This window comes from Microbacterium sp. BLY (genome assembly GCF_017939615.1).
GTDB lineage: Bacteria > Actinomycetota > Actinomycetes > Actinomycetales > Microbacteriaceae > Microbacterium.
The window spans coordinates 166,419-181,795 of sequence record NZ_JAGKSR010000002.1; the positions used below are offsets into that span (position 1 = coordinate 166,419).

The following is a 15,377-nucleotide window of genomic DNA, read 5'->3' on the forward strand; positions in this document are numbered from 1 at the left end:
AGCGCATGACCGCTTCCGTCTTCCTCGCCGGTCCCGCCTCCTGGAACCGCATGGTGCTCCTCGACCGCCTGCCCGAACCGGTGCCGCACATGCAGTTCGCTGAAGCGAGCTGGGAGACGGTCGGCGGCACGAGCGCGGGGAAGGCGCTGGCGCTGTCCGCACTCGGCCGCTCGGCCGTGCTGCACGCCGTCGCCGGGCCGGACGAAGACGGCCGACGGGTGCGTGCGGCGCTGGAGGCGGCCGGGGTGGTCGCGCAGTGGACGGACGGAACCACGGAGCGGCACCTCAACCTGATGACCCGGAAGGGCGAGCGCGTGTCGCTGTACCTCTCCGCGCCGGCGGAGACCGCGGGCGCGGGGGACTCCGTCCGGGCGGCGGAGATGGCCGCCGCCGATGCCGTCGTCCTCGATCTGGCCGCCGAGCCGCGGCGGCTGCTGCCGCTCGCGGCGGCGAGCGGCACGCCGCTCTGGGTCGACGTGCACGACTACGACGGCGTCGACGGGTATCACCGGCCATTCCTGGACGCGGCCGCGGCGGTCTTCTGCAATGCGGACCGGCTGAGTGCGCCGGTGGAGTTCCTCCGCGCCGTCATCGCCGGCGGAGCGGCGTTCGCCGTCTGCACGCTCGGCGCCGCGGGGGCGGTCGCGGTGGGGACGGACGGGATCGAGCTGCGGGTACCGGCTCTGCCGGCCACCGTCGTCGACACCAACGGCGCGGGCGATGCGTTCTTCGCCGGAGTCCTCGACGCGCGGCTCCGGGGCGCCGACCTGGCATCGGCGCTCTCGGCGGGCGCGCGATCGGCAGCCGGCGTGCTGGGCACGCGGCACCTGCATCCGCTGCTCGACGCCGTCCTCGGGGATCCTCGGGTGTCCTAGGGCTCGACCTGCTTCCAGAACCCGCCGACGGTCTCGGTCACCTCGGCATGCATCTCATCGTCGGCGATGGTCGGGGTGCCGTCTCCGGACTGGGGCCCGTAGTCGCCGAAAGAGGCATGGGAGGCACCGTCGATCTCGACGAACTCCGCGTCCGCGGGGAGCTCGGCGCGGGCGTCCGCGATCTTCTCGGGCGTGGAGAGGCCGTCCTCGCTGCCGGAGACGCTGAGCACCGGAAGGTCGGAATCGGAGAGGTCGGTCGCGCAGTAGGAGGCGAAGAGCACGAGGGCGTCGGCGTCCGCCGCGAGCTGACAGGCGCGCACGCCGCCGAGGGAGTGGCCGCCCACGGCCCAGGTGCCGACGTCGGGCGCGGCGCTCGTGAAGGAGCCGAGGCCCCGCGGGTCGAAGAAGGCGAGGTTGAGCCAGGGGCGCGTGATGATGACCGTGGTGCCCTCCTCTGCGAGTCCCTGGAGGATCGACGCGTACGCCCACGGATCGACCTTCGCGCCCGGGATGAACACGAGTCCGCGGTCGGAGCCCCCGTCCGCCGGTTCCAGGACGATCCCTTCCTCGGCGTCGGTCACCGTGATCGCCGGGTTCTCCCGGACGGCGGCGAGCGGCTCGGGCTCTGCGGCCATGACGCCGATCTGGCTCCAGACGAGGATCCCGCCGATGGCGAGGAGGAGGACGACCGCCACACTCCACAGGACCCGTCTCAGGACGCGGCGTCCGGGCTTCTTCTGCACAGCAGCAACGCTACTCCCGCCCGGACGTCGCGTCCCGTCAGCCGGCCAGCGCCGCCTGACGGAGAGCCACGGCGTCGCGGATCGCCGGGAACAGCGGGTGCTCCGGATCCAGCCCCGTGGTGCGGACGGTGAAGCCCGCGGGGTCCTCGGTGCGCAGGAGCGTCTGCAGCTCCACGGCCTGCTCGTCTGCGGCGTCATCGAACTCGAGGGCCGCGGCGACGGCGGCCACCAGAGCGTCCGTCGACAGGCCGTGCTCGGCCGCCATGGCCGCCGGGCCGATGAAGCGTTCATGCCGGGAGATCTTCCGCAGGGGCTGGCGTCCCACCCGCTGCACGGTGTCCACGAGCGCGGGGTTGCGGAAGCGTTCCAGGATGGTCGCCCGGTACTGCGCGAGCTCGGCCGGGTCCAGGCCGTGCTCGACGACCAGCACCGCCGAGGTCTCCTCCAGGGCGGCGGCGACCTGCGCGGCGATGGACTCGTCCGCCAGCGCGTCCGAGATCCGCTCGATGCCGGCTCGCGCCCCGAAGTACGCGGTGGCAGCGTGACCGGTGTTCACCGTGAAGAGCTTGCGCTCGATGTACGGGGCGAGGTCCGCGACGAAATGGGCACCGGGAATCCGCGGCGGGGTGTCGCCGAAGGGTGCCGACTCGATGGCCCACTCGAAGTACGGCTCGACCGTGACGTCGATGCCGCCGCCCGCCGGCTGCGCCGGCACGATGCGGTCCACAGCGGTGTTCGCGAAGACGGCGCGGGAGAGCAGCGTCTCGGCGTCCGTACCGGCCGCGGCGACGATCTCCTGCCGCAGCTGGTCGGTCGCGCCGATGGCGTTCTCGCAGGCCATCACCTGCAGAGGCGCGGTCTCGGGGGAGCGCAGGGCGAGACCGGCGACGATCGACGGAGCCACGAACCGCAGGACGGTCGGGCCGACGGCCGTGGTGACGACGTCGGCCGTCGCCACCTCCTCCGCCACCGCCGCCGGGTCCGTGCGGCTGTTCACCGCACGGAACCCGGTGACGATGTGGTCGGTCCCTCCGGGGCCGGCTTCGTGGACGGTGTAGGAGCCGGCCTGATCGATCGCCTCCACGAGCGCGTCAGCGACGTCGGAGAAGACGACCTCGTACCCGCCCTCGTGCAGGAGCAGGCCGACGAATCCGCGCCCGATGTTGCCCGCCCCGAAGTGGACCGCCTTCATCCCTCGTTCACCTCCGAGAGCAGGGCGAACAGCTCGTCCGGCGTGGTCGCCGCCGCCAGCCGGGCGACGTCGTCCTCCTCCGAGAACAGGATCGCGATGCGGGACAGGATGTCGAGGTGCTCGTCGCCGACTCCGGCGATGCCGATCACGAACGTCGCCTGCTCGCCGTCCCAGTCGACCCCACCGTCATAGCGGACGACGGACAGGGCGGAGGCGAGGATGGCGTCCTTCGCGTCGTTCGTGCCGTGCGGGATCGCCAGCCCGTTGCCCATGTACGTCGACACCGTCTCCTCGCGCTGGCGCATCGCGTCGACGTACGCCGGGGTCACCGCGCCGGCGGCGACCAGGATGCCGGTCGCCTCCTGCAGGGCCTCGTCGCGCGAGGCCCCTCCTGGGTGGATGCGGACCTGCTCGGCAGTGAGAACGCTCATTCTTCGTCCTTTCGCTGTTCCTTGACCATCTCGACGACCTCGTCGTACTTCGGCGAGTTCATGAAGTTGTCCACCGACACGTGCACCGAGTCCGGCGACTTCGCCGTGGCCCGGTCGGTGAGTTGCTGCTGGGTGATGACCACATCGGCCGTCCCGTCGAGGTTCGCGATGGCGGCATTCGTGACGGTGACGCCTTCGATACCGGCCTTCTTGATCTTGTTGCGCAGCACGCTCGCTCCCATCGCGGAGGAGCCCATGCCGGCGTCGCACGCGAACACGATCGTCGAGATCGGACGGTCGACGACCGTGGTGGTCGCCTCAGCAGGGGCGGCGGCCGTGCCGGTGGAGGAGCGCAGCGCATCCATCGCGGCGGACGACTTGCCCTTGTTGGCCTCGGTCTGCGCGATCGCCGCGCCGAAGGTGTCGCTCTCCGCTTCGAGGTCGCGCTTGCGGGAGGCGCGCAGGATCACGGCGGTGAGCAGGAACGTGACGGTCGCGGCCAGGATGACCGACAGGTACACGACCAGGAGGTTGGCGACGCCGGGGCCGATGGCCGCGGCAGTCACGGCGATGATGCTGCCGGGGGCCGCCGGGAAGGCCAGGCCGCCGCCGAGGACCATGTTCGTCGTCACTCCGGTCGCGCCACCCGCGATGAGCGCGAGGATCGTGGCGGGCTTGCTGAGCGCGTACGGGAAGTAGATCTCGTGGATGCCGCCGAAGAACTGGATGATGGCGGCACCGGGAGCGGAGGCCTTGGCCGCGCCGACCCCGAAGAAGCTGAACGCCAGCAGCAGTCCGATGCCGGGCCCGGGGTTCGCCTCGATGAGGAAGAGGATCGACTTGCCGGTCTCGGCGGCCTGATCGATGCCGAGCGGGGTGAACACGCCGTGGTTGATGGCATTGTTGAGGAAGAGCACCTTGGCCGGCTCGACGATGATCGACACCAGGGGCAGGAGGTTCAGGTCGACGAGACCGTCGACCGCGGCGCCCAGCGCGGTGCTGACACCGAGGATGACCGGACCGAACGCGAAGAATCCGAGGATCGCGAGGACCATGCCGAGGATGCCGGCCGAGAAGTTGTTGACGAGCATCTCGAAACCGGGACGGATCCGGCCCTCCCACAGGCGGTCCATCCGCTTCGTCAGCCAGGCGGCGATCGGACCCATGATCATGGCCCCGAGGAACATCGGGATGTTCGTTCCGACGATCACACCGACGGTCGCGATGGTCGCCACGACACCGCCGCGCTCGCCGTAGACCAGGCGGCCCGCGGTGTTGGCGATGAGGAGGGGCAGGAGGTACGTCACCATCGGGCCGACGAGGCCGACGTAGGCGGCGATGTTGCCGCTGTCTCCCTCGGCGACGGCGGTCATGGCGCCCTGCCATCCGATCACGGCCGAGTCGCCGCCGCCGCCGATGATCTCGGCGACGCCGGCCCAGTGCCAGCCGAACGGACTCCGGGCACCGAAGAACCCGTCGGGGATGAAGAGCATCGTGATGAAGCCCCAGGCGATGAAGGCCGCGATGTTCGGCATGATCATGCCGGAGAGGAACGTGCCGAAACGCTGCACGCCCACGCGGAGGCCACCGGTGCGGGTGGCGGCGGGTGACGTCGTCGTCATGATGTGGTCTCTTTCTGGTGAGGGGGGAGGGCCGCGGCGAGGGTCGCCGCAGCGGTGCGGGCGGAGGGGGCGTCGTCCGCGGCCAGCGCGGCTTCCGCGAGGCGCACGGCCTCATCGGGCGTGCGGGCGGCGAGCGCCTGACGCACGTCGGCGAGGGCGGACGGGGCCATGGACAGACTCGTGGCGCCGAGCCCCACGAGGACGACGGCGAGCAGCGGGTCGGCGGCGGCCTCGCCGCAGATCCCGACCGGCTTGCCCAGGCGGGCGCCGGCCGTGCCGACCTCCCGCACGAGGCGCAGCACGGCGGGATGCCACGGGTCCTGGAACGAGGCCACCGAGCCGAGGAGACGGTCTGCGGCCATCGTGTACTGCGTGAGGTCGTTCGTGCCGATCGACGCGAAGTCCGCGTGAGCCAGCACGCGGTCGGCGAGCAGCGCGCTGGAGGGCACCTCGACCATGACCCCTGCGGTCTGCAGGCCGTACTCCCGGGCGAGGCCGGTGAAGTACGCGGTCTCCTCGACCGTGGCGACCATGGGTGCCATGACCCAGAGGTCGGCGGAGGTCTCGGCGTCGGCCTCGGCGAGCGCCGTCAGCTGCTCGCGGAGGATGTCTTCACTCGCCCGGAGCGCTCGCAGACCACGCAGGCCCAGGGCCGGGTTCTCCTCGTGGGCGTCGTTGAGGAAGGCCAACGGCTTGTCCGCCCCCGCGTCGAGCATCCGCACGACGACCTTCTGCCCGGGGAAGGCCTCCAGCAGCTCCCGGTACGCCTGGCGCTGCTGGGCCACGGTGGGCGCCTGCGACGCGGACAGGAAGAGGAACTCGGTGCGGAACAGCCCGACGCCCTCCGCGCCGCGCGCCACCGCGTCCGCCGCGTCCGCGGGCTTGCCCAGGTTCGCGAGCAGCGCGACCGGCGTGCCGTCGGCGAGGGCACCGGGCGTGAGGGGCGCGTCGTCCGCGGCCCTGCGGGCGGCGGCGCGCTCGGTGGCACGAGCACGCTCGTCGTCGGTGGGTTCGCGGGTGACGACACCAGCGGCGGCGTCGACGATCACCGTCTCCCCGGTGGACAGCGCCGTGCCGCCGGCGACGCCGACGACCGCCACGATGCCCTTCTCCCTGGCGAGGATCGCGGTGTGGGAGGTGGGTCCGCCGTCGGTGGTCACGAGGGCGAGCACCTGGTCGAGGTTCAGCAGGGCCGTGTCGGCCGGGGCGAGGTCGCGCGCCACGAGGACGAAGGGGTGGCCGGGGTCGGGGACGCCGGGGGCGTCCACCCCGCGCAGGCGGGCGAGCACCCGCTGGGCGATGTCGTCGAGGTCGGCGGCGCGCTCGCCGAGGTAGCCGCCGACGGCCTCGAGCGTCGCACGGAACCCGGCGAAGGCGTCATGCACCGCCCACTCCGCGGTCGCACCGGCATCGATCCTGGCGTCGACCTCGTCCTGCAGGGTGGGGTCCTCCGCGATCATCGCCTGCGCCTCGAGGACCTCCCTGGCCGCCCCGCCGGCGGCCTCGCCGCGTTCCGTGAGTTCGCGGGCGACGACCGCGACCGCCTCGCGGGCCCTGGCGCGCTCTGCCTCGGCTCCCGCCGTGCTCGGAACGTTCTCAGGCGCCGGCAGCGCCTCGGTCATGCGCACGACCGGCCCCTGCGCGACGCCGAGGCCAATCCCCACTCCTCGCAGCGCGCTCATCCGGTCGCGTCCTGGTCGTGGTCGGTCGTCAGCAGCTCCGTGAGAGTGTCCAGCACGTCCTCCGCGCCGTCGCCCTCGGCCGTCAGCGTCACGTAGTCGCCGTGCTCGATCGCCAGGGCGATCACCCCGAGGATGCTCGCCGCGTTGACGGGCTTGCCGGAGTCCTTGGCGATGGTGACCGCGAGGCCGGAGTCCTTCGCGGCCTGCGCGAAGATCTTCGCCGGACGGGCGTGCAGGCCGTGCGAGGAGCCGATGCGGACGGTGCGGGTGGCGGTCATGGTGTTCCTTTCGGGGCCTCGCCGGCCGCGGCGAGGGTCGACTGGGCGAGCAGGAGGGTGCGACGGCCCTCGCGGTCGGCGAAGACGTCGTCCGGGAGGACGACGACGGGTGCGGACGTGAGAGTGCGGAGCATCGCCAGGCGCTCACGCAGATGCGGGCCGACGAGGACGAGATCATGGCCGCCGTGGGCGACCGCGCTCTCCGTCCCGGCGTCCGCGTCCCAGTCGAGACCGGTCGCGGCGGCGGCGGTGCGCAGGCGCTGTGCGACGAACGTGCTCGACGCCCCAGCGCCGCAGACCACGAGAATCCTCATCGATGTCACCTTCCTGAGAACAGTCTGGGAAAGCAGGGCGCGTGGGCACCAACACGTTCTCTTCCGCCCCTGCGGAACCCCCGTCGCCGCCCCGGAGCCGTCCGGGGCTGTCATCATGGAGAGCAATCGGACAGTGCCGTCAGCACGGGAACTCGGAGGGATCATGTCGCGCCAGCGTCAGGACCAGCTCCTCTCCGCGCTGCTGCGCGAGGAGGGCTGGGCGACCGCCGGCACCCTCGCCGATCTCCTGGGCGTGACCCCGCGGAGCATCCGCTCGTACGTCGCGGCGCTGAACGCCCGCACACCCGGCGCCGCCGTCGTCGAGTCCGGTCCCGCGGGCTATCGCGCCGGCCCCGGCGCCCGTGGCGCCCTCCGGGTCCGGCAGGGTGGCGACTCCGCACCGCGGGAACGCCTCCACGCGCTCGTCCGGCTGCTCCTCGACGCGCCGGAGGGCATCGACGTCTTCGACACCGCGGACGCGCTGCACGTGAGCGAGGCGACCCTCGAGGCCGATCTCGTGCGGGTGCGCGGCCTCCTCGACGGCACCGACCTGACGTTGGAGCGGGCGCGCGAACGGGTGCGGCTCCGCGGCGACGAGGCGGCGCAGCGGCGTCTGCTCAGCCGCCTCGCCCATGACGAGATGGACGACGCGTCCTTCCACCCCGAGATCTTCCGGAGAGCCCTCTCCGGCACGGCCGTCGACGCGAGGGCCGTCGGTCCCTTCAAATCCGCCCTGGTCGGCGAGCTCGGCGAACTCGGCTACTACGTCAACGAGCTCGCGATCGCCGACGTCCTGCTCCACATCGCCATCGCGGCCGAGCGCGTGGCGGCCGGCCGGGCCCTCGAGGCTCCGCCGTCCGGCGCCCGACCCGAGATCCCGCGGGTGGGTGCCGTCATCGCGCGGCTCGCGGCCGCGCACTTCGATGTGGTGCTCGGGGAGGGGGACAGCGGACACCTGGCCTCCCTCGTCCTGACGCGCATCGTCGCTCCGGGCGGCGAGGCGACAAGGGAACTCGCGCGCAGCGGTGTCAGTCCGGACGTGGAGGCCGCGGTACGGGCCGAGATCGCGCGGGCGGCCGACGACTACCGGGTCGACCTCGTCGACGAGACCTTCGTGCTGCGTCTCGCCCTGCACGTGCAGAACCTCCTCCGGCGGGCCGAGGAGAGCGCCCTCACCCGCAACCCGCTGACCCGGTCGTTGAAGACGACGTATCCGATGATCTTCGAGGTCGCGGTCTCGATCGCGAGCGGCCTCCACGACCGGCTCGGGACCCCGATCCACGACGACGAGATCGCCTACATCGCCATGCACGTCGGGGGACGGCTGGAGCGGAGCCGCAAGGCGGAGTCCATCCTCACCGCGACGATCGTCTGCCCCGGCTACTACGAGCTGCACGAACTGCTCCGCTCCAGCGTCGACCGCTCGCTGGGGTCGGCCATCGAGGTCACCAGCGTCGTCACCAACGTCGACCCGGACTGGGCGTCCTTCGACACCGACCTCGTGCTGAGCACGATCGAACCGGGAACCGGCGGCGACCGGTTCGTCCGCATCCAGCCGTTCCTCACCGATGCCGATGTCGACCGCATCCAGCAGGCCGCGGCCCGGCTGCGGCGCGGTCGGCGGCTCACCAGACTCCGCGAGGAGCTCGCCCGCTACTTCCACCCGGACGCCTATGTGCACCCGCTCCCCGACGACGGCGAGGAGGCCATCATCCGACGCCTCGGCGCTCCGCTCGTCCGCGCCGGGCTCATCGGCGACGACTACGTGGACAACACGATCGTGCGCGAGCGGATGTCATCGACGGCCTTCACCGACGCGCTCGCCGTCCCGCACGCGCTCCAGATGACCGCGACGCGCACGGCCATCGCACTCGGTGTGGCCGACGGATCGGCGGCGTGGGGAGACGGCCGCGTGCAGGTCGTCGCGCTCGCCGCCTTCAGCGAGAGCGACCGGGCCGCGTTCCAGACCGTGTTCGAGCAGCTCGTCGAGGTGTTCAGCGAGCGGGAGAGCGTGCAGCGGATCGTCCGCCGCGGCACGACGTTCGAGGGCTTCCTCGACGAGCTCGTCGCCGTCATCGACGGCTGAGGCTCAGGCGTCCGGCGCCAGCACCCGCGCGAGCTGCGCGAGGACGCTCTCCGACGTGGCGGAGGGGGCGGTCTCCAGCAGCACCTCGTCGCCCGGAGCGAGGGCGAGGTCCATCACGGCGAGGACGCTGCGCAGATCGACCGTGGTGCCGTCGGACGTGCGCAGCGTGACCGGGAGCTCGTGCGCCTGCGCAAGGCGCACGAGCTCCGCGACCGGTCGTGCGTGCACCCCGTTGTGGGCGCTGACGACGACGTGGCGGACCGGCATGGTCAGGAGCGCTCGTCCAGGAGCGTCCGCACGCCCGCCTCGAGTTCGGCGACGGCGGCCGCGGCGGCCTCCGCCGACTCGCCCGTGGCATCGATGTAGACCTTGAGCTTCGGCTCGGTGCCGCTCGGTCGGACGATCACCCGCGAGCCGTCCGAGAGGCGGTACCGCAGGACATCCCCGGACGGCTGGCCCGGCGCGCTCCGGAGCAGGTCCTCCGCGGAGCCGATCGAGCGTCCGCCGATCTGCGTCGGCGGAAGCGAACGCAGCGAGAGCATGACCGTGCCGATGAGGGAGAGATCGGCGACGCGCACCGACACCTGCGCGCTCGCGAAGTGGCCGTACGTGTCGCCGACCTCGCGGACGAGGTCGGCGAGGGTCAGGCCGCGCTCCTGTGCCTCCGCGGCGAGTCCGAGCACCGCGACGGCCGCCGAGATGCCGTCCTTGTCGCGCACGGTCTCCGGGTTCACCAGATAGCCGAGCGCCTCCTCGAATCCGAACACGATGCCGGGGGCACGCGAGATCCACTTGAAGCCCGTGAGCGTCTCGTGGAAGTCCAGGCCGTGGTGCGCGGCGATCGCGCCGAGGCCGGGGGAGGACACCAGCGAGCAGGCCAGGGAGGCACCGGGCGTGCCGGCGGCGGCGCGTGCGGCGCGCGCGCCGAGCAGCAGACCCACCTCGTTGCCCGTCAGCCGTCGCCACCCGTCCGGGGCGGAATCGTCCGGGATCGCCACGGCGAGACGATCGGCATCGGGATCGTTGGCGAGGATGAAGTCCGCCTTCGTCCTCCGCGCCTTCGCGAAGGCGAGGTCCATGGCCCCCGGCTCCTCCGGATTCGGGAAGGACACCGTGCGGAAGGTCGCGTCCGGGTGCAGCTGCTCGTCGACGACCAGGGGGCGCGGGTATCCGGCGGTGTCGAGGATGCGGGCGAACGTCTCCCAGCCGACCCCGTGCATCGCCGTGTAGACCCAGCGGAGGCGACGGGCCGCGGCGGGAGCCGGGGCGACGGCCGCGGTGGCGGCGACGTACGCCTCGACGAGGTCCTCGCCCGCGGTCTCGTAGGCCGTCGACCGCGGCAGTGCGCGTGCGTCCGCGGTGTCGGCGATGCGCTGGATGTGCGCCGCGATCTCGGCGTCCGCGGGAGCGACGATCTGCGAGCCCGCGTCGGCACCGCCGAGGTACACCTTGTAGCCGTTGTCGTCCGGCGGGTTGTGGCTCGCGGTCACCATGACGCCCGCGTCGGCGCCGAGGTGCCGCACGGCGAAGGCCAGCACCGGCGTCGGCAAGAGGCGGGGGAGCAGGATCGCGCGCAGCCCCGCACCGGCGAAGAGCTCCGCCGAGTCCTGGGCGAACACCCGGGAGTTGCGCCGCCCGTCGTAGCCGATGACGACGGTGGGCGTCGCCCCGCCGGCGCGCTCCCGCAGATACGCCGCGAAGCCGGCCGCGGCCTGCGACACGAGCAGGCGGTTCATCCGGTTGCTCCCGGCGCCGAGGGCGCCGCGCAGGCCTGCGGTCCCGAAGGCCAGGCGACTGCCGAAGCGGTCGTCGAGGTCGGCTGCGGCGGCGTCGTCGCCCGCGGCGGCACGCGTGACGATGCCCGCGAGCTCGTCGCGGGTCTGCGGATCGGGGTCCTGGCGCAGCCAGGCGCGGGCCTGGGCGAGACGCTCCTCGCTCACAGCGCCTCGACCACCCGCGCGAGGAGGGCGGAGATCACCGGCTCCGCCTCGCGTCCGGCCTCGATGACCTCGGCGTGGCTGAGCGGCGTCTGCTGGATGCCCGCGGCGAGGTTCGTGATGAGCGAGAACCCGAGGATCTCCATGCCGGCCTCGCGCGCCGCGATGGCCTCCAGCGCCGTCGACATGCCGACGATGTGCCCGCCGATGTGCTTCGCCATCTGGACCTCGGCCGGGGTCTCGTAGTGCGGGCCGCGGAACTGCGTGTACACGCCCTCGTCGAGGGAGGGGTCGACCGTGCGGGCGATGTCGCGCAGGCGCTTCGCGTAGAGGTCGGTGAGGTCGATGAACGTCGCGCCCTCCAGCGGGGAGTCGGCGGTGAGGTTGATGTGGTCGCTGATGAGCACGGGCTGGCCGGGCTTCCAGGTCTCGCGGATGCCGCCGGCGCCGTTGGTGAGGACCATGATCGAGGCGCCGGTCGCGGCCGCCGTGCGGACGCTGTGGACGACCCGGCGGACGCCGTGGTTCTCGTAGTAGTGCGTGCGGGCGCCGATGACGAGGACGTTCTTCCCGCCCGGGGTGCGGATGCTGCGCAGCGTCCCGACGTGGCCCTCCAGCGCGGGCTTCGAGAAGCCCGTCACCTCGGTCGCCGGGATCGTGGCGACGGTCTCGCCGATGAGGTCGGCCGCCTTGCCCCAGCCGCTGCCGAGCGTGAGGGCGATGTCGTGCTTCTCGACGCCTGTCAGCCGCGCGATGTCGGCGGCGGCTTCGGCGGCGACCTCGAACGGGTTCGCGGCGGGGTCGTCGAGGGGGTTGCTGTGGGTTTCAGGCATGGATCCACTCTAGGAAGTGGCAGGCTCCGGTGCCAGGATTGCGGAAGAATGGAGAGCATGTCTTCCACCACTTTCGAGCGCACTCAGCGCGTCGCCGTCCTCGGCGGCGGACCCGGCGGTTACGAGGCGGCCCTGGCGGCCGCCCAGCTCGGAGCGGAGGTCACCCTCGTCGAGCGCGTCGGTGTCGGCGGATCGGCCGTGCTCACCGACGTGGTGCCGTCGAAGAGCCTCATCGCGACCGCGGACGCCGCCGTCGCGATCTCCGAGGCGAGCGACCTCGGTGTGAACTTCTACGCCAAGGGGGAGAACGGGAAGCCTCTCAAGCCGGAGATCGCCATCAACCTCGCCGCGGTGAACAAGCGCCTCGTCGCGCTCGCCGGACAGCAGTCCGAGGACATGCGCACGACCCTGCTCGACGCCGGCGTCCGGATCCTGTCCGGGCACGGCCGACTGGAGGGGCCGAACGCCATCGTCGTCTCCACCGGCGAGCGCGGCACCGACTTCGACCGGGTCGAGGCCGACACGATCGTCGTGGCGGTCGGCGCCTCGCCGCGGGAACTCGACTCCGCGAAGCCCGACGGCAAGCGCATCCTCACCTGGACCCAGCTCTACGACATGAAGGCGCTGCCGGAGCACCTCATCGTCGTCGGCTCCGGTGTGACGGGGGCCGAGTTCGCCTCGGCCTACATGAACCTCGGCGCGAAGGTCACCCTGGTCTCCAGCCGCGAGCAGGTGCTCCCCGGCGAGGACCAGGATGCCGCACGCGTGCTGGAGAAGGTGTTCAAGCGGGGCGGCATGCAGGTGCTGTCGAAGTCGCGGGCCGAGAAGGTCGAGGTCGTCGGCGACGGCGTCACCGTGACCCTGTCGGACGGCCGCACGGTCGAGGGCAGCCACTGCCTCATGGCCGTCGGCTCGATCCCCAACACGGCCGGCATCGGGCTGGAGGAGGCGGGCGTCGAGCTCGACGACTCCGGTCATGTCCGGGTGAACCGCGTCGCGCGCACCTCGGTGCCGAACGTGTACGCGGTGGGGGACTGCACGAACTTCTTCCCGCTGGCCTCGGTGGCCTCGATGCAGGGACGGACGGCGGTGTTCCACGCGCTGGGCGACATCGTCATCCCGCTCGAGCTCATCAAGATCACGTCCAACATCTTCACGGCTCCGGAGATCGCCACCGTCGGCTACGGCGTGAAGGACGTGGAGGACGGCTTGGCGGACGGCATGGTCTACAAGCTTCCCCTCGCCGCGAACCCGCGCGCGAAAATGATGGGCATCAAGGACGGCTTCGTCAAGCTCATCGCCCGCAAGGGCTCCGGCACCGTCATCGGCGGTGTGATCGTGGCGCCGAAGGCCTCGGAGCTGATCTATCCGATCGCGATCGCGGTGGAGCGGCGCCTCACCGTCGACCAGGTCTCCCGCGTGTTCGCCGCGTACCCCTCGCTCTCGAGCAGCATCACCGACGCCAGCCGCGCGATGCACCTCGTCAACATCTCCTGATCCGAGACCCGGTCTCACGCCGAGACCCCGGGCTGCATACGTCTGCAACCCGGGGTCTCGGCGATTGAGCGGGTTCTCGGCTCAGGAGATCGTGAGGAGCTGGTGACCGGCGGCGACCGTGGCCCCCGCATCGGCGTTGATGTTGCCGACGACGCCGTCCTTGTGCGCCTGCAGCGGCTGCTCCATCTTCATGGCCTCGAGGACGACGACGAGGTCGCCCTTGACGACCTGCTGCCCCTCCTCGACGGCGACCTTGACGACCGTGGCCTGCATGGGCGACTTCACCGCGTCGCCCGACGCACCGGCGTTGGCGACGGTGGCGTGGCTGCGGCGCGACGGCGGGACGGCCGCCGGGCGACCCGTGGTCCCCGGCACTGTCGCGACGCGATCAGGAAGGCTGACCTCCAGGCGCTTGCCGCCCACCTCGACCACGACCGTGTGCCGGGCGTTCGCGGGAGCCGGAGCCTCGAGCTCGCCGTCCCATGCGGGGATGTCGTTGTCGAACTCCGTCTCGATCCAGCGCGTGTAGACGCCGAACGTCCCGTCCTCGGCCGTGAAGGCGGGGTCGCGGACGACCTTGCGGTGGAACGGGATGACGGTGGGAAGGCCCGCGACCTCGAACTCGTCGAGGGCCCGGCGCGAACGCTCCAGCGCCTCGGCGCGGTCCTTGCCGGTGACGATGATCTTCGCCAGCAGCGAGTCGAACGCGCCCGAGACCGCGTCCCCGGCGGTGACGCCGGAGTCGAGGCGGATGCCCGGGCCGCCGAACGTCTTGAAGACGTGGATGGGGCCCGGCTGGGGGAGGAACCCGCGGCCGGGGTCCTCGCCGTTGATGCGGAACTCGATGGAGTGGCCCTGCGGCTGCGGATCGTCGTAGTCGATCGTGCCGCCCGCGGCGATGCGGAACTGCTCGCGGACCAGGTCGATGCCGGTGACCTCTTCGGACACGGGGTGCTCGACCTGCAGACGGGTGTTCACCTCGAGGAAGGACACGGTGCCGTCGGCGCCGATCAGGAACTCGCAGGTGCCGGCGCCCACGTAGCCGACCTCCTTGAGGATGGCCTTCGAGGCCGAGTAGAGCTTCTCGTTCTGCTCGGGCGTCAGGAAGGGGGCGGGAGCCTCCTCCACGAGCTTCTGGTGGCGGCGCTGCAGGGAGCAGTCGCGGGTGGAGATGATGACGACGTTGCCCTCGGCATCGGCGAGGCACTGGGTCTCGACGTGGCGGGGCTTGTCGAGGTACTTCTCCACGAAGCACTCGCCGCGACCGAACGCGGCCACGGCCTCGCGCGTCGCGGACTCGAACAGCTCTTCGACCTCGTCCAGTTCGCGGGCGACCTTGAGGCCGCGTCCGCCGCCGCCGTACGCGGCCTTGATCGCGATCGGGAGACCGTACTCCTTCGCGAAGGCCACGACCTCGTCGGCTCCGGAGACCGGACCGGGGGTGCCAGGGGCGAGCGGGGCGCCGACCTTCTCGGCGACGTGGCGGGCGGTGACCTTGTCGCCGAGCGCCTCGATGGCCTCCGGGGAGGGGCCGATCCAGGTCATGCCCGCGTCGATCACGGCGCGAGCAAATTCGGCGTTCTCGGCGAGGAACCCGTAGCCGGGGTGCACGGCGTCGGCGCCGGCGCGGCGGGCGACGGAGAGGATCTTCTCGATCTGGAGGTAGGTCTCCCCGCTGGTCGCGCCGCCGAGCGCGTAGGCCTCGTCGGCCAGGCGCACGTGCAGAGCGTCACGATCCTGATCGGCGTAGACGGCGACCGAGGCGATCCCGGAGTCACGAGCGGCACGGACGATGCGGACGGCGATCTCGCCGCGGTTGGCGACGAGCACCTTCGCGATTTCAGGCATGGTTGCCAGCCTAGCGAGTAGCATCCCGATACTTTTGAC

The 15,377-nt window shown here is 71.9% G+C and carries 14 protein-coding genes; 3 read left to right on the plus strand and 11 right to left on the minus strand.

Annotation, left to right across the window (positions count from 1 at the left end; genetic code table 11):
* Positions 1–5 precede the first annotated feature (5 nt).
* Positions 6–875, plus strand: a complete 870-nt coding sequence (locus tag KAF39_RS15285) for a carbohydrate kinase family protein (RefSeq protein WP_210678310.1) — start codon at positions 6–8, stop codon at positions 873–875.
* Here KAF39_RS15285 and KAF39_RS15290 read toward each other — a convergent pair.
* From KAF39_RS15290 to KAF39_RS15320, 7 genes are read right to left on the minus strand one after another with little or no spacing between them, the layout of a single operon-like run.
* Positions 872–1,618, minus strand: coding sequence for an alpha/beta hydrolase (locus KAF39_RS15290; RefSeq protein ID WP_210678312.1), 747 nt, complete (start codon positions 1,616–1,618; stop codon positions 872–874). The genes KAF39_RS15285 and KAF39_RS15290 overlap by 4 nt on opposite strands.
* A 37-nt stretch (positions 1,619–1,655) precedes the next feature.
* Complete coding sequence (locus KAF39_RS15295; protein WP_210678314.1) at positions 1,656–2,810, minus strand: mannitol-1-phosphate 5-dehydrogenase; 1,155 nt, start codon at positions 2,808–2,810, stop codon at positions 1,656–1,658.
* Positions 2,807–3,241 (minus strand): PTS sugar transporter subunit IIA, encoded by a 435-nt coding sequence (locus tag KAF39_RS15300; RefSeq protein ID WP_210678316.1) that lies wholly within the window; start codon positions 3,239–3,241, stop codon positions 2,807–2,809. Before KAF39_RS15300 ends, KAF39_RS15295 begins: the two co-directional genes overlap by 4 nt.
* Positions 3,238–4,863 carry a PTS mannitol transporter subunit IICB gene (locus tag KAF39_RS15305; RefSeq protein ID WP_210678318.1) on the minus strand — a complete coding sequence of 542 codons (1,626 nt, stop codon included), beginning with the start codon at positions 4,861–4,863 and terminating at the stop codon, positions 3,238–3,240. The genes KAF39_RS15300 and KAF39_RS15305 overlap by 4 nt, the downstream gene beginning before the upstream one ends.
* Complete coding sequence (gene ptsP / locus KAF39_RS15310; RefSeq protein WP_210678320.1) at positions 4,860–6,545, minus strand: phosphoenolpyruvate--protein phosphotransferase; 1,686 nt, start codon at positions 6,543–6,545, stop codon at positions 4,860–4,862. Before ptsP ends, KAF39_RS15305 begins: the two co-directional genes overlap by 4 nt.
* Positions 6,542–6,823 carry an HPr family phosphocarrier protein gene (locus tag KAF39_RS15315; protein ID WP_210678322.1) on the minus strand — a complete coding sequence of 94 codons (282 nt, stop codon included), beginning with the start codon at positions 6,821–6,823 and terminating at the stop codon, positions 6,542–6,544. The genes ptsP and KAF39_RS15315 overlap by 4 nt, the downstream gene beginning before the upstream one ends.
* Positions 6,820–7,137, minus strand: a complete 318-nt coding sequence (locus tag KAF39_RS15320; RefSeq protein ID WP_210678324.1) for a PTS sugar transporter subunit IIB — start codon at positions 7,135–7,137, stop codon at positions 6,820–6,822. The genes KAF39_RS15315 and KAF39_RS15320 overlap by 4 nt, the downstream gene beginning before the upstream one ends.
* Before the next feature lie 163 nt (positions 7,138–7,300).
* Between KAF39_RS15320 and KAF39_RS15325 the strand changes: the two genes are divergently transcribed.
* The gene (locus tag KAF39_RS15325) at positions 7,301–9,223 is read left to right on the plus strand and encodes a PRD domain-containing protein (protein WP_210678326.1); all 1,923 of its coding nucleotides are present in this window, start codon (positions 7,301–7,303) and stop codon (positions 9,221–9,223) included.
* A gap of 3 nt (positions 9,224–9,226) precedes the next feature.
* Here KAF39_RS15325 and KAF39_RS15330 read toward each other — a convergent pair whose 3' ends face one another.
* From KAF39_RS15330 to KAF39_RS15340, 3 genes are read right to left on the minus strand one after another with little or no spacing between them, the layout of a single operon-like run.
* Positions 9,227–9,490, minus strand: a complete 264-nt coding sequence (locus KAF39_RS15330; RefSeq protein ID WP_210678327.1) for an HPr family phosphocarrier protein — start codon at positions 9,488–9,490, stop codon at positions 9,227–9,229.
* A 2-nt stretch (positions 9,491–9,492) separates the two neighbouring features.
* On the minus strand, positions 9,493–11,163 hold the full coding sequence (locus tag KAF39_RS15335) for a phospho-sugar mutase (RefSeq protein WP_210678328.1): 1,671 nt from the start codon (positions 11,161–11,163) through the stop codon (positions 9,493–9,495).
* Complete coding sequence (locus KAF39_RS15340; protein WP_210678329.1) at positions 11,160–11,993, minus strand: purine-nucleoside phosphorylase; 834 nt, start codon at positions 11,991–11,993, stop codon at positions 11,160–11,162. The genes KAF39_RS15335 and KAF39_RS15340 overlap by 4 nt, the downstream gene beginning before the upstream one ends.
* A 48-nt stretch (positions 11,994–12,041) precedes the next feature.
* Here KAF39_RS15340 and KAF39_RS15345 point away from each other — a divergent pair, with 48 nt between their 5' ends.
* Positions 12,042–13,490: an NAD(P)H-quinone dehydrogenase gene (locus KAF39_RS15345; RefSeq protein WP_060923621.1), complete on the plus strand. Its 1,449-nt coding sequence runs from the start codon at positions 12,042–12,044 to the stop codon at positions 13,488–13,490.
* 81 nt (positions 13,491–13,571) lie between these two features.
* Here KAF39_RS15345 and KAF39_RS15350 read toward each other — a convergent pair whose 3' ends face one another.
* Positions 13,572–15,338 (minus strand): biotin carboxylase N-terminal domain-containing protein, encoded by a 1,767-nt coding sequence (locus KAF39_RS15350; protein ID WP_210678330.1) that lies wholly within the window; start codon positions 15,336–15,338, stop codon positions 13,572–13,574.
* Between the last annotated feature and the right edge of the window lie 39 nt (positions 15,339–15,377).

Bases quoted from the DNA above. Each gene is read 5' to 3' on its own strand.
- KAF39_RS15295 (WP_210678314.1), bottom strand. From the start codon at position 2,810: ATGAAGGCGGTCCACTTCGGGGCGGGCAACATCGGGCGCGGATTCGTC.
- KAF39_RS15300 (WP_210678316.1), bottom strand. From the start codon at position 3,241: ATGAGCGTTCTCACTGCCGAGCAGGTCCGCATCCACCCAGGAGGGGCC.
- KAF39_RS15325 (WP_210678326.1), top strand. From the start codon at position 7,301: ATGTCGCGCCAGCGTCAGGACCAGCTCCTCTCCGCGCTGCTGCGCGAG.
- KAF39_RS15345 (WP_060923621.1), top strand. From the start codon at position 12,042: ATGGAGAGCATGTCTTCCACCACTTTCGAGCGCACTCAGCGCGTCGCC.
- KAF39_RS15330 (WP_210678327.1), bottom strand. From the start codon at position 9,490: ATGCCGGTCCGCCACGTCGTCGTCAGCGCCCACAACGGGGTGCACGCA.
- KAF39_RS15350 (WP_210678330.1), bottom strand. From the start codon at position 15,338: ATGCCTGAAATCGCGAAGGTGCTCGTCGCCAACCGCGGCGAGATCGCC.
- KAF39_RS15305 (WP_210678318.1), bottom strand. From the start codon at position 4,863: ATGACGACGACGTCACCCGCCGCCACCCGCACCGGTGGCCTCCGCGTG.
- KAF39_RS15285 (WP_210678310.1), top strand. From the start codon at position 6: ATGACCGCTTCCGTCTTCCTCGCCGGTCCCGCCTCCTGGAACCGCATG.
- KAF39_RS15320 (WP_210678324.1), bottom strand. From the start codon at position 7,137: ATGAGGATTCTCGTGGTCTGCGGCGCTGGGGCGTCGAGCACGTTCGTC.
- KAF39_RS15340 (WP_210678329.1), bottom strand. From the start codon at position 11,993: ATGCCTGAAACCCACAGCAACCCCCTCGACGACCCCGCCGCGAACCCG.
- KAF39_RS15315 (WP_210678322.1), bottom strand. From the start codon at position 6,823: ATGACCGCCACCCGCACCGTCCGCATCGGCTCCTCGCACGGCCTGCAC.
- ptsP (WP_210678320.1), bottom strand. From the start codon at position 6,545: ATGAGCGCGCTGCGAGGAGTGGGGATTGGCCTCGGCGTCGCGCAGGGG.